We start from the raw sequence: 13629 nt of genomic DNA, 5'->3' as shown, positions 1-13629 counted from the left end.
CAGCGTTTCGCGCACGGTGCGTGCAACCGGCGGTCCGGGGACGCGCCGTTTCGGCGAGCTGTCCGGCGCCGAATGCACCGCAACGACCACAACCGCGGCCGCCGGTTCGGTGAACCGGCGGCACGCGGTGCGGATCAGTTAGTTCTGGCCCATCCTGCGCTGGTCGGCATCGCGCCGATCATCGTCGGACTGGCGCTGGTTCGGCATGCGCTGGCCGTCTGCGCCTGGGCGGTTCATGCCCTGGTTCTGGTTTTGATCCTGGCGCTGTTGCTGCTGCTGCCGATCCATCTGCCTAGGCATTTTCTTAGGCGTTTTCTTCGACTTTTCAGCCATCTCCACTCGGTCCTTTCCGGGGATTGATATTCGCCTAACGTCACTCACGATAGCGAGCATCGAGCAATTCCGGAAGGGAAAGTGAAAAAAGCCTGTCGCACCGGCGATCCTAGGCATTTCCGCAGGTAGATGCGCTATGGCTTGCGTGCTTCGATTAGGAATCGGGTCGAATGGGCGATGAATGGACCATTTGCTTCGATCTCGTCGTGCAAGGTCCGGAGGCGGTCGCGGTATCGGTTCACCGTGAAGTCGGGGACCATCCACGGCACCTTCCGCAGGAAGTACACGACCGCGCCGATATCGCCGAACTCGACGCGCAACCGTTCATATCGGAGATCGATGATATCGAGACCCGCGGCCGCCGCGGCGGCCCGATCGTCATTCGGATTGCGGCGCTTACGAATTTCCGCAGGCTGTGCACCGAGGAAATATTCGACGAGTTCGAAAACGCTTGCATCGCCGACATGTTGCGCCAAATAGGTGCCCGACGGACGGAGCACCCTGGCGATCTCCGCCCACCAGACGGTGACCGGGTGTCTGCTGACCACCAGATCGAAGGCGTTGTCCCCGAACGGCAACGGCGGTTCGTCCGGATCCGCGATCAGCGCCACGCCCAGCGGATGCAGCAGTTGGGTCGCCTTGTCGATATTCGGCGGCCACGACTCGGTGGCCACCATCAGCGGCGGAAAGTTCCCGGCGCCAGCCAGCACTTCGCCGCCGCCGGTCTGAATGTCCAGTGCCGCAGCGACTTTGCCGAGCCGCTCACCCAGCACCCGCTGATACCCCCAGGACGGTCGCTGTTCGCTGGCCCGCCCGTCGAGCCAGCCGAAATCCCAGCCTGCCACGGAGGCCGTGCCTGCCTCCGCTACCAGGTCCTCGAAGTTGCGTCCCATGCCCCGATTGTTGCCGAGCGGTTGCCGGAGGGGCAACAGGTTTATCTACCCGCGCGTCGGCATGCTTACGCGCGCTACCTAGCGCGGCAGCGGCAAGAACTCGACCGTTGCACCGTCGGTGGCGTCGGCGGGCACGATGACCAGACCGTCGCGGTCCACCAGACCGCCGAGGTGAGCGGTGCGAATGTGCGGGTCGCCGACCCAGCCGCCCGCCTCGGCGAAACGAGCGGGCACGATGCGCGCGACCGGTCCCGCTATCTCCGACGCGTTGTGCAGCGGGCCGAGCAAGGAGCGTCGCGGTGCGCAGCCGGTGCGACCCTCGGCGAGCGCTGGGGCCAAGGCCAGCAGCGTAGCCACGGCGGCGAACGGGTTACCGGGCAGGCCGAGAACCGTAGTGCCCGTGGTGAGTTCCGCGACGATCGTGGAGCCGCCCGGCCGTAGTCGCAGTCGTCGCACCAGTACCCGGGCTCGCGAGCGGTCGACCGCTGCGCGTAGCTGATCGGCCGCCCCGCCGCCCGTCGCGCCGACGATCACCAGTAGGTCACACTCCGGCGCCGCGGCGAGCACCTGGTCGAAGCCGTTGGGGGTATCGCGCAGATGCACCCGGTCGGCGGTGCGAATACCGCACAGCGACAGCAGCTCCGGCAGGATCGGGCCGATCGAATCGCGGGTCTGGCCCGCGTGCAGCGGACCTTCGCTGCGGATCTCGTCGCCGGTCATCACGATCCTGGCCCGGACCGGTCCGCGCACCGGCGCTGCGGTCACCTCCACGCTCGCCGCCGCGGAGATCAACGCGGCGGTGACCGGAGTCCCCTGCGGCGCAACGAGATCACCGGGCTGCCGGTCCTCGCCCCGGCGGCGCACATCGTCCCGGATCGGGGTATCCGGTAGTCGGTGCAGACTCTCCTCCGCTGTCACCCGGACGAATTCGTCGCGCAGCACGCTGGTGGTGCCGTCGGGCACGTGTGCGCCGGTGGCGATGCGCACCGCCTCGCCGGACAGCAACCCGACCGGGCGCTGACCGCCCGCGAACCCGATGTCGCGGCGCAACCGCCACGGCCCGTCGCCGGCCACCGCGTACCCGTCCATCGCGGAGACGTCGAAGCGGGGCAGTGGACCGACGGCCGTCAGTGGTGCCGCGAGCGCCGCACCGCGCACCGAGGCCAGGTCGGCGGTGTAGGTGGTGAGCCGGGCGAGGTTGTCGCGCAGAATGTTCCGAGCCTCGTCCAAGGACAGCGGTGGTGCCGGGTCGACCGAGGCACGGGCCTGGCGGACCTCCTCGTCGGTATCGCAGTCGGCGACCCCCGGCAGCGCGATGATCGCCGAGTCGGCCGGTATCAGCGCCTTCATCGGCTGATTGATCAGCGACTCCAGTCCATCGAGGGCCGCGGCCAGCGCGGTGCGTCGCCACACCCCGATCAGATACTGCGGCCGCCCCGACTCGTCCGCCGCGAACACCGCCTCGGCCCCGGATTCACCGGCGTGCCTGATCAATTCGGTGACCGACCAGTCGGACAGGAACGGTAGATCGGCCGCGAGCACCACCACGAGCGGGGCCGCCGAGCCGAGTGCGTTCAACCCGGCCCCGATCGCCGCGACCGGCCCCGACCCCGGGGGTACCTCGCGGGTCTGCCTGATCTCCGGCGGCAACTCCGGCCGATGTGGTCCGACCACGACCGTGTGCACACACGAGGTGACCGCGGCCAACGCGGCATCGAGCATGGAGCGACCGCCGATGACGATCGCGGGTTTGTCGACACCGCCCATACGGCTGGCTCGCCCGCCGGCGAGCACGATGGCGTCGGCGGCGGTCACCGAGCAGGGCCTAGGTACAACATGGCGGACATGCTAATTCGTCACCGCCGTGAACCCGGGAGGCGGACACCGACGGTTTACACGGTCGAGCAGTCGCGCACCGGCCGCCGCAGGCAGAACTCGTTGGCCTCGGGGTCGGCGAGGGTGAGGCCGGGCGCGGTGCCGACGTTCCCGCCAGCGTGCTCGATCGGCGTGGCACCGGCAGCTCGCAACCTGGCCAGCTCGGCGGCCTGGTCGTCGAACGAGGCCAGGTCCAGGTGCAGCAGGTTGCGGCCCGACTTCGGCTCCGGCGTGCGCACGAACTCCAGCCACGAGCCGAGCCCGGTCGCCGACCGCAGTCCGGCCAGCTGCGCGCCGCCGTGCGCGACCGGCCAGCCGGAGGCGGCGGACCAGAATTCGGCCAGCCGCAGCGGATCCCGGGTGTCCATCACGATGGCCGCGACGGCGCCGGTGTCCACGTATTCTTCGCGCGGCTCCAGGACACAGAATTCGTTGCCCTCGGGATCGGCGAGCACCACCCACGGCACCGTGCCCTGCCCGATGTCGACGCGGCGCGCCCCGAGGGACAGCGCGCGATCCACCTGCAGGCGTTGATGATCGATCGAGCGGCTGGCCAGATCGAGGTGAATGCGGTTCTTGCCGTGCTTGGCTCGCGCGGCAGGCAGGAAGGCCAGGGCCAGATCGGCGCCGTCGGGATCGTGGGCCGCCACATCCACCTCGTCCGGGCGGTCGAGAGTCACGCCCCAGCCGAGCAGCTCGGCCCAGAAATCCGCGATGAACCGCGGCCGGTCTGCATCGAACACGACACACGCCAGGCGGGTGGACATGCTTCAACGGTAACCGTCGCGCGGCGCGCGCCGGGTGGGTTTACCCAAACGGAAAACGTGCGGCCCGCAAGTTCACTCGGCCCTCACGGATCGGCACCCCTTCGGCAGCGAGCAGGCGCAGCTGGCGGTCGGCCAGGTGTGCGGCGGGCTTGCCTGCCGCGCCGATCACCCGATGCCACGGCAGGTCGGCGGCGTCGGTGCGCATGATCCAGCCGACCGTGCGCGGCGTGGACAGCCCGGCGGCCGCGGCGATGTCGCCGTAGGTCGCCACCCGGCCGGGCGGGATGGACGCGACCAGCGCGCGCACCCGCTCGACCTGATCGTCGGTGGTGGCCATCGTGCTCAGAGCACCGAGCGGATGAGCGAGGCGGCCTCGGCCGGAAGGGCTTGCGGGATCATGTGATCGCACTGCCACTCGTGCACGGTGAGACGCGCGCCGAGGTGCTCGGTGAGCGCCGCGCGGAACTCGGGTGTGACGAACGGTGGCTGTACCTTCATCGCCTGCACCAGGACCGTGGGCAGGTCGGCGGGCGGCAGTACGAAGGGGCGGGCGAGCTGGCCCCAGTAGGAGGTGATGGCGGGCAGGCTCATCCGCCAGCCGACGCGGCCGTCCGCGGTGGGCACCAGGTGTTCGGCGAGTTCGGCATCCAGGCGCTCCGGCGCGACCTCACCCCACGAGGAGGCCAGCTTGTCCTCGCGGGCGCGGGCCACGCTCTCGTAGTCGGGGGAGGCCAGCAGCGATTCGGCGATGTCGTTGATCAGTGCCGGGTCGATCGCGATGGCCGGATCGAACAGCACGAGCTGCCGGATCAGGTCCGGATGGCGATCGGCGAGATGAAGCGCACACGCGCCGCCGAACGAGTGCCCCACCACCGTCACCGGCTCGGTGGTCTCCGCGGCGAGCAGCTCGACCAGATCCGCCACGACGGCCTCGAAGGTCCACGGCGGCAACGCGCTCGACCGCCCGTGTCCGCGCAGGTCAGGTGCGATGATCCGGACACCGGGCAGATGGTTCGCGGCCAGGTCTTCCCAGCGTTTGCCGTGGCCGGTCACCCCGTGCAACGTGAGGACGGCCGGTCCGGTCGCCGGGCCGAATCGATAGACATTGAGAGCAGACACCGGTCCATTTTGACCTGCGTAGCGCACGGCCGCTCGGCGAGTTGCCCAAGGGGGGCGTCGGCGTGTCGGTCGTGTCTGTTGCAATAGCCCGCGTGGTGCGATCGGATAGCGCGGTGCGACTTGTTCGCCGGAACGTGGCGGCACCCCGGCCGCGCGCCTGGGGTGCCGACGTTCGCGCGCTGTTCGAGGCCGCGGCCGCGGCCGGGCCGACGCGCCCGGGGTGGCGACCCTGGCAGGTGCTCGGCGGACCGGGCACGGGCAAAACAGCCCTGCTCGTCGATCTCGCCGCCGACCGCATCGCGGCGGGCGACGATCCCGAATCCGTGCTGGTCCTTGCCCATTCGAAGCAGGCGGCGAGTGCGGCCCGCGACGCCATCACCGCACGCCTGGCCGGCCCCGACGCCGAGGGCGGCGTACCGGGCGCGACCAGGGAGCCGCTGGCCCGCACCCTGCACTCCTACGCCTTCTCGGTGCTGCGCAGGCACGCGACCGCGCACGGCAACCCGCCGCCACGTTTGCTGACCGGTGCCGAGCAGGATGCGGTGCTGCGGGAAATGCTGCGCGGAGACCTGATCGACATCGCCGAGGGCGCGGACGACCTGTGGCCGGAACGGCTGCAACCCGCATTGGCACTCGGTGGGTTCGCCGAACAGTTGCGTGACCTGATGTTGCGCGCCACCGAACGCGGGCTGGGACCCGAGGATCTGGTGCGGCTCGGGCGCGAGCACGGTAAACCGGAGTGGGTGGCGGCGGGCAAGTTCGCGGTGCGCTACGAGCAGACGATGCTGCTGCGCTGGTCGGTGGGCGTCGAGGCGCCGGAGGCGACCGCGCCCGCACTGGACGCCGCCGAACTGATCGGCGCCGCGCTGGACGCGCTGGCCGGCGACGCCGATCTGCTTGCCGCCGAACGCGCGCGGATCAGGTACCTGCTGGTCGACGATGCACAGCATCTCGATCCGCAGGCCGCGATGCTGGTCAGGGCGATCGGGCACAGCGCGCACACCACCGTCGTCGCGGGCGACCCCGACCAGGGCATCTTCGCCTTCCGCGGCGCGGACGCCCGGTTCGTCGCCGACCTGCCCGCCCCCGACGGACAGCGAATCGTGCTGCGGGACAACCATCGTTCGGGCGGCCCGGTGGAGCTGGCGGTCGCCAGGGTGGCGGCGAAGTTGCCCGGCAGTGCGCCACAACGCTTTTCGTCGCCGAAGCGGGCGGATCAACCTGCGGACGACGGCACCGAGGTGCGGGTGCGGGTGCTCGCCACGCCCGCGAAGGAAGCCGCGCTCATCGCCGATCACCTACGGCGGGCGCACCTGACCGGTGGGGTGCCGTGGTCGCGGATGGCGGTGATCGTCCGGTCGGTGCCGCTGTCGTTGCCGCCGCTGCGCCGGGCGCTGCTGGCGGCGGGGGTGCCCGTGCAGCAGCCCGCGTTGGACACTCCGCTGGCTCGGCGGCGGGGCGCGGCCTGGATGCTGCTTTCGCTCCGGGCGTTGCTCGCGGGCGAGAAAGGCGCGGCGTTCGAGCCGGAGGACGCGCTGGACCTGCTCGCCGGCCCGCTCGGTGGCGCGGATCAGATCACACTGCGGCGGTTGCGGCGTGGTGTGCGACGCAGCGTGCTGGAGTCCGAGCGGAACAAGGCGAAGTTCGGCCGGGGTGCGGACGAGGCTCCGGAAAGCGAGTACTCCGAGCGGAATCCGGGTGAGCCCGATCGGGCTATCGAAAGCTCGGAGCGGGAAACCGGGCTGCCCGAGCCGAGTCCGGGCAGCGTCGAGCGGGCCGCGGACGATGCGGATTGGTATGGGGTCGACGCCGAATGGAGCATCGAGGACTCCGAATGGCGTGGCATCGAGGTCGAGCAAGAGGGTGTGGACGCCGAGCAGACCGCCGCTGCTGACACAGGCACCGCCGACAGCACCGTCTCGCAGGCGAGCGATCCCGGGGATACCGCGGACGATTCAGTGGCCAGTGGTGAATCCGCCGTACTCCGGCACGGCATAGATCAATCGTCTGCGGAAGTCCTGCGGGATCTGCTGATCGGGACCGGCGACCTCCGCATCCTGGACCGGCTGACCGATGTCGAGGCGGCACCGCTGCGCCGGGTGCTCGACGCGCTCGAGCGGGCGCGTAAGGCGCGTCGCCGCGGCGCGGGGCTCGAGGATGTGTTGTGGGCGCTGTGGACCGCCTCGCGGCTCGAACGACGGTGGGTCGCGCAGTCCGAACGCGGTGGCGCGGTGGGCATGCAGGCCGACCGCGATCTCGATGCCGCCGTCGGCTTGTTCGACGCGGCCGCGGCCTATGTGGATCGGCTGCCCCGGGCGAGTATCGAGGGCTTCGTGGAATACCTGCTGCAACAGGAGATCCCGAACGGCTCGATGTCCCGTACGGCGCCCAAGGAGGCGGTCGCACTGCTGAGTGCGCACGCCGCCGCGGGCCGGGAGTGGGACGTCGTCGCGGTCGCCGCTGTGCAGGAAGGGATTTGGCCGAACCCGCGGGCGCGCGGGACGCTGTTGAACACCGAGGACCTGGTGGACCTGACCGCCGGTGTCATCGACGGCGGCGAACAGGTGAGCCGGGCCGCGCCGATCCTCGCCGAGGAACGCAGGCTGCTGCTCGTCGCGTGCAGCCGGGCCCGGCGCTCCCTGCTGGTCACCGCGGTGGAGTCGGTCTCGGGGGAGCGGGATCTCGTTCCGTCCCGGTTCCTGGCCGAGTTGCTCGGGCACGACGAGGACGGGGAACCCGGCGCGCTGCCGATCGCCGACCCCGGCCGCGCCCTGGTCATGCATTCGCTGGTCGCCGAATTGCGCGGCGCCGTCTGCGATCCCGAGGCCGATGCGGACCGCAGGCAGCGGGCCGCGCACCAGTTGGCGCGCTTGGCCAGCGCCGGTGTGCCGGGCACCCACCCCGACGAGTGGTACGGCACCGCCGAATTGAGTTCGGCACGGTCCCTGTGGGAGGCGGACGAGAGCCCGATCGGTCTCTCGCCGTCCACCGTGGAGCTGCTGCGCACCTGCCCGCTGCGCTGGGCGCTGGAACGGCACGGCGGCACCGACGGCGACAACCCGCACGCCGTCAAGGGCAACCTGGTGCACACCCTGGTGCAGGCGCTGGCCGGACAGGTGCCCGAGGCGCAGGTGCGTGCCGCGCTCGAAAAGGCCTGGCAGTCCGTCGATCCCGGCTCCGGCTGGCATTCCCGGCAGGAGCTGCGCCGCACCGAGGCCATGCTGGAAACCTTCATGGCGTGGGTGCGCAACACCCGCGGCGAACTCACCCAGGCCGGGGTCGAGGTGCCGGTGGACTGCGTGCTGCCGCCGCGGACGGAAGACGAACGGCCCGTGCGAATTCGCGGCCGGGTGGACCGGTTGGAGCGGGATGCGCTTGGCCGCTTCGTGATCGTGGACGTGAAGACCGGGAAGTCGCCGGTCACCAAGCAGGCGGCGGTCGACCACGCGCAGCTGGCGACGTATCAGGTGGCGGCGGCGATGGGCGCGCTCGACGCGGCCACCGAGGAAGCGCAGGAAGAATCAGGCTCCGCCGATAGGCCGTCGGATTCGGCTGCAAGCGAATCAACCACGGCCCCAGGCGAACCGGACCCGGACGAACAGACCTCGGACGAAGACGATGCTCCCGGTGCACTGGGTGAACCCGGTGGTGCCCGGCTGGTCTACGTGGCCAAGCCGAGCAGTAAGGAGGGCGCCACGCAGCGTATGCAGCCGCCGCTCGATCCGGAAGCTCTGGACAAGTGGCGCAATACCATTCACGACGCGGCCGCCGCCACCGAGGGCCCGAGCTACCTCGCGATGCGCAACGACGGCTGCCGCCACTGCCCGGTCGCAGGCAGCTGCCCCGTCCAGGACACCGGCAGGCAGGTGACCGACGAGTGAGCGAGCGCCGGCGAGTCGATCGCCAACACAGCGTGCTGTCGGGCACCACAGCGCCGAGCCGCAGCGAGGTGAAGTCGTGAACGACAAGCCCCGCCGCGTACCGCTGCCGATCTGCGGAGTCGAGTGTCTGTGCTGCTCCGTGATACCGGAGCGGGCGATCGACGCCGCAGCGCACTCGAGTATCGGGCCACGTCGCCGGGCCACCGGCGCACGTCGGCCGCGACCAGGCGGACCTGTGCCACCCGGCACCTCGGAGTGCGGTACCACCGAGGCGCAGTCGTGACCGGCGGACGGGTAACCCCGCACCAGCTGGCCGACGCGCTCGGCCTGCCGCCGCCCACCGACGAACAAGCGGCGGTGATCGCCGCGCCGCCGGGCCCGACCTTGGTCGTCGCAGGCGCCGGGGCGGGGAAGACCGAGACGATGGCCGCCCGCGTGGTGTGGATGGTGGCCAACCGCCTCGTCCTGCCCGATGAGGTACTCGGCCTGACATTCACCCGAAAAGCCGCGCAGCAGTTGACCGCTCGCATCCGGACCCGGCTGGCCCGGTTGGCCGGTGCGCCGCTGTTGCGCGAGCTCGACCCGTCCGGGCAGTTACGGGCGCAGCTGTCCGGCGCCGAGCCGGAGATCAGCACCTACCACTCCTACGCGGGCAGGCTGCTCACCGAACACGGCCTGCTGCTGCCGGTGGAGCCCTCGGCGACGCTGCTCACCCAGACCCAGCTCTGGCAGCTCGCGCACCAGGTGGTGCGCACCTGGGACGGTGACCTGGACACCGACCGCACCCCCGTCTCGGTCACCGAGGCGATCCTCGCCCTGTCCGGGCAGCTGGCCGAGCACCTGGTCGAGCCGGAACAATTGGCGGAGGCGCACACCGACCTCGAGAAGCTGGTGCACACCCTCCCGTCCGGCCCACGCCAGCGCGGTGGGCCGAGCCAAGCCCTGCTGAGCATCCTGCAGGTCCAGCGCGAACGCATCGCCCTGCTCCCGCTGGTGCAGCAGCTGGCCGACGCGTTACGCCGCCGCGGCGCACTGGATTTCGGTGCTCAGATGTCGTTGGCCGCCCGCCTCGCCGCCGAACACCCGGAGGTCGCCACCGCCGAACGCGCCCGTTTCCGCCTCGTCCTGCTCGACGAGTACCAGGACACCGGCCACGCCCAACGAGTGCTGCTGGCCGCCTTGTTCGGTGGCGCGCCTGAGTCCGACCCGTCTGCGCGCGCTGAGCAGCCGACGAGTGCGCGGGAGCCGCGGCACACCGGACGGCAGCCGAGCGAGGAGTCGCGGCCGGGCAAGCGACGCGGCGCTGCCGAGTCCTCGAATGCCGATGCGCGGGAGTCCTCGTCGCGCGACGGACAACGACTGGCGGTCACCGCGGTCGGCGACCCGATGCAATCGATCTACGGCTGGCGCGGTGCCTCCGCCGCGAACCTGCCGCGCTTCGCCACCGACTTCCCCAGTGCCCCCGGCGTTCCCGCGCCGACACTGCCGTTGCTGACCAGTTGGCGCAATCCGCCCGAGGCCTTGGCGCTGGCGAACCTGGTAGCGGACCCGTTGCGCCGCAAAGCCATCGAGGGTGGCGGCGTGACGGTCGACGCCCTGCGCGCGAAACCCGATGCGGGGCAGGGCGTGGTGGCGCTGGCATTGGCGGAGACCGTTGCCGAGGAACGCGAGTGGCTGGCCATACGGATCGCCGAGGAGTGGGCGGCCCGTCGCGCCGCGGGGGAGCCGCCGCCCACCTCGGCGGTGCTGGTGCGCCGCAACGCCGATGCGTCGCCGCTCGCGGAAGCGCTACGCGCCCAAGGTTTACCGGTGGAGATCGTCGGGCTCGGCGGTCTGCTCGCCACCCCCGAGGTCGCCGATATCGTCGCCACGCTGCGCCTGATCGCCGAGCCGGGCTCGGGTAGCGCGGCGATGCGGGTCTTGACCGGTGCTCGCTGGCGTATCGGTGTCGCCGATATCGCGGCGCTGGCCCGGCGCGCGCGCACGCTGTCGATCAGCCGCTTCCACAGTGCTGACGCGCCGGACATCACCGACGGCAACTCGCTGGCCGAGGCTTTGCGCGAGGTGGCGCCGGAACCCGCCGAGCAGGCGGGCTTGGCCGACGCGATCGCCGATCCTGGCCCGCGCGAACAGTATTCGGAGTCGGGTTTCGCCCGGATCGAGGCCTTGAGCAGGGAACTCGCCGCTCTGCGCGAACGCAGCGGCCAATTGCTGACCGAGCTGGTCGCCGACGTGGAGCGCACCATCGGCGTCGGCGTGGAGACCCAAGCCCGCCGGGCCATGTCGGGCACCGGCGCGGGGCGTGAGCATCTGGACGCCTTCGCTGAAGTGGTCGCGGGGTACGCGGCCGATTCCGGTGCGTCGCTGAGCGGCTTGCTGTCTTTCCTCGCCGCGGCCGAGTCGGTCGAGAACGGCCTGGAGCCAGGCGAAGTCGAGGTCGCCAAGGACCGGGTGCAGGTGTTGACCGTGCACGCGGCGAAGGGTCTCGAGTGGGAGATCGTCGCGGTGCCGCACGTGGTGCGCGGTGTCTTCCCCTCGGGGACCGCATCGGGTACCTGGCTCGGTGCCCTGGCCGAACTCCCGACCAGGCTGCGTGGCGACCGGCAACAGGACGACGCGGCCGAAGGCGTGCCCGTCCTGGACCTGGCCGACCTGTACGACCGCGCCGACCTGGAACGCGCGATCAAGTCCCATAAAGAAGCACTGGAGCGCCGTCGCATCGATGAAGAGCGCCGCCTCTTCTATGTCGCCCTCACCAGAACCGAACGCGTGCTGCTCGTTTCGTCGCACCACTGGGCCGAAACCGGCAGCACGCCGAAGGGCCCTTCAGACTTCCTGCTCGAACTGAAACATGCCAGCGAATCCGCCGACAGTCCCGCCAACGGCGTCGTCGACGTCGCCCGCTGGGACGACCCACCGGCGCACGACGCAGTGAACCCGTTCACCGACAACCCGGCCACCGCCGAATGGCCGCGCGACCCCCTCGGCGACCGCCGCGATCCCATCGAGCAGGGTGCCGCGCTGGTCCGCGCTGCCCTGGCCGAACTCCGCGCCAAGCCGCCCGCGCCGCGAGCAACAGCCCGCGAGAAGAAGATCGCAGCCGGACAACCGGGCGCGGTCGTAGAAGCGGCGGCTGTCCTCGAACCGGGCGCTGTTCGGGAACCGGGCGCTGCGCTCGAGCCGGGCGCTGCTTTCGAGCTCGGCAGTGCACCGGAGCCGGGAAATGCTCTCGAACCCGACGGCGTCTCGGCAGATCTCTTCGACACCACCTCGACCACAGCAGGATTCAGCGACCCTTACCCGTTCGAGCCGCCGGACGACATCGACGCCTTGCCACCGGACCCCATGGACGCCCTGCCCCCGGACCCCGACACCCTGCCACCGGACCCCATGGACACCCACCCCACCGAGACCCGGCACCTCAGCGACATCCCACCCGACCCCATGGACGAGCCTCTCTCCGACGAGGACATCGCCTTCGCCACCGCACAATTCGCCGCAGACCAGCCCCTCGACCCGATCACCCCCGCCCCCGACCCCGACGACCCCGACGGCTGGGCCGCCGACGTCGACGCCCTACTCGCCGAATTCGAATCCGAGCAGGCCGCCGCCGAGGAGGTCGAACTCCCCGGCCAGATCGCCGCGACCGCCCTGGTGGAGATGCGCGCCGACCCGGCGAAACTCGCCGCGCGCCTGCGCCGTCCGCTCCCGTTCCCGCCGAGCCCGCTGGCCCGCCGCGGCACCGCGTTCCACGCCTGGGTGCAGCGCTGGTTCGGCTCGACCCGGCTGCTCGGCCTGGACGAACTCCCCGGCGCGGCGGACAGCACCGCCGCCGACGCGGGTGTCGACGACGAGCTGACCGCGATGCAGGACGCGTTCCTGAACTCCTCGTGGGCCAACCGCAGCCCGATCGATGTGGAGGTCCCGTTCGAGACGTCGCTCGCGGGCACCGTGATTCGCGGCCGGATGGACGCGGTGTTCGCCGAGCCGGGCGGCGGCTGGATCGTGGTCGACTGGAAGACCGGCGCCGAGCCGACGCCCGCCGAGGAGCCCGCGGTCGCCATGCAGCTGGCCGTCTACCGGCTGGCGTGGGCCAGGCTGATGGCGTCGAGGGAGGGCAGGCCCGAGCAGGAGCTGCTCGAACGCATCAGTGCCGCTTTCCATTACGTGCGTACCGGCCGCACCATCGCACCGACGGCGCTGGCCGGACCGGACGAACTGGCCGAGCTGATCAGGAATTCCGCGCCGACCGGCTCACCTTCAACGCCTGGATGATCAGCGGAACCTGCAACGGCAGCCGCAGCACCGTGCCGACCTTCATCAGCTGGGAGGCCTTCTTGTTGCCGAGCGTGTCGACGGCCATCTGCACGTTCGCGGGGAACACCGCGATGAACAGCAGCGCGGCCAGCCGCCCGCCGAGGCCACGGGTCCGCGGGATCGCCAGCGCCGCGGCGACGCCGATCTCGGCTACGCCCGAGGCATAGGTGTAGTTGCGCGCCTCGCCGGGCAGCGCGCGGGGCACGATCCCATCGAAGAACTTCGGCGCGACGAAATGCAGGACCCCCATGGGGAACAGCAGGGCGGCGATGGCCAGTGCGGGGCGGCGACCGGCGGCGCGGGAAGGTAGGTGAGCGTTTTCTGCCATGAGGCACCTTCGCATTCCGCGGGTGTTCGCGTCGAGACCGGGTGGTATCCCGGGAAACAGGTAGGCTCCCGTGCTGTGCTGGAGGGACAAGCAGAGCCGGGTACAGCCGGCTCGTT

The 13629-nt window shown here is 70.8% G+C and carries 9 protein-coding genes; 3 read left to right on the top strand and 6 right to left on the bottom strand.

Annotation, left to right across the window (positions count from 1 at the left end):
- The first annotated feature begins 72 nt into the window (after positions 1-72).
- Complete coding sequence (locus DMB37_RS13365) at positions 73-360, top strand: hypothetical protein (RefSeq protein WP_135232982.1); 288 nt, start codon at positions 73-75, stop codon at positions 358-360.
- A 107-nt stretch (positions 361-467) separates the two neighbouring features.
- On the opposite strand, the gene DMB37_RS13360 is transcribed toward DMB37_RS13365, so the two are convergent.
- The 5 genes from DMB37_RS13360 to DMB37_RS13340 form a co-directional block, all read right to left on the bottom strand.
- Entirely contained in the window at positions 468-1226 is a 759-nt protein-coding gene (locus DMB37_RS13360; protein ID WP_135232981.1) for a class I SAM-dependent methyltransferase, read from the bottom strand.
- Positions 1227-1304: 78 nt separating this feature from the next.
- Positions 1305-3041 (bottom strand): NTP transferase domain-containing protein, encoded by a 1737-nt coding sequence (locus DMB37_RS13355; RefSeq protein ID WP_135232980.1) that lies wholly within the window; start codon positions 3039-3041, stop codon positions 1305-1307.
- A gap of 77 nt (positions 3042-3118) precedes the next feature.
- Positions 3119-3868, bottom strand: a complete 750-nt coding sequence (locus DMB37_RS13350) for a VOC family protein (protein ID WP_135232979.1) — start codon at positions 3866-3868, stop codon at positions 3119-3121.
- A gap of 40 nt (positions 3869-3908) precedes the next feature.
- The gene (locus tag DMB37_RS13345; protein WP_107658936.1) at positions 3909-4205 is read right to left on the bottom strand and encodes an MGMT family protein; all 297 of its coding nucleotides are present in this window, start codon (positions 4203-4205) and stop codon (positions 3909-3911) included.
- 5 nt (positions 4206-4210) lie between these two features.
- Positions 4211-4987, bottom strand: coding sequence for an alpha/beta fold hydrolase (locus DMB37_RS13340; protein WP_135232978.1), 777 nt, complete (start codon positions 4985-4987; stop codon positions 4211-4213).
- 71 nt (positions 4988-5058) lie between these two features.
- Here DMB37_RS13340 and DMB37_RS13335 point away from each other — a divergent pair, with 71 nt between their 5' ends.
- Together DMB37_RS13335 and DMB37_RS13330 are read left to right on the top strand one after the other, a co-directional pair.
- Positions 5059-8868: an ATP-dependent helicase gene (locus DMB37_RS13335; RefSeq protein WP_370465372.1), complete on the top strand. Its 3810-nt coding sequence runs from the start codon at positions 5059-5061 to the stop codon at positions 8866-8868.
- 279 nt (positions 8869-9147) lie between these two features.
- Positions 9148-13143 (top strand): ATP-dependent helicase, encoded by a 3996-nt coding sequence (locus tag DMB37_RS13330; RefSeq protein ID WP_135232977.1) that lies wholly within the window; start codon positions 9148-9150, stop codon positions 13141-13143.
- Here the strand turns inward: DMB37_RS13330 and DMB37_RS13325 are convergent.
- Positions 13100-13513, bottom strand: a complete 414-nt coding sequence (locus tag DMB37_RS13325) for a hypothetical protein (RefSeq protein WP_135232976.1) — start codon at positions 13511-13513, stop codon at positions 13100-13102. The genes DMB37_RS13330 and DMB37_RS13325 overlap by 44 nt on opposite strands.
- Positions 13514-13629: the final 116 nt, after the last annotated feature.

The organism is Nocardia sp. CS682 (genome assembly GCF_004634405.1).
GTDB classification, from domain to species: domain Bacteria; phylum Actinomycetota; class Actinomycetes; order Mycobacteriales; family Mycobacteriaceae; genus Nocardia; species Nocardia ninae.
The sequence above is the reverse complement of the archived record's forward strand: the minus strand, read 5'-3'. Positions and strand labels throughout refer to the sequence as shown.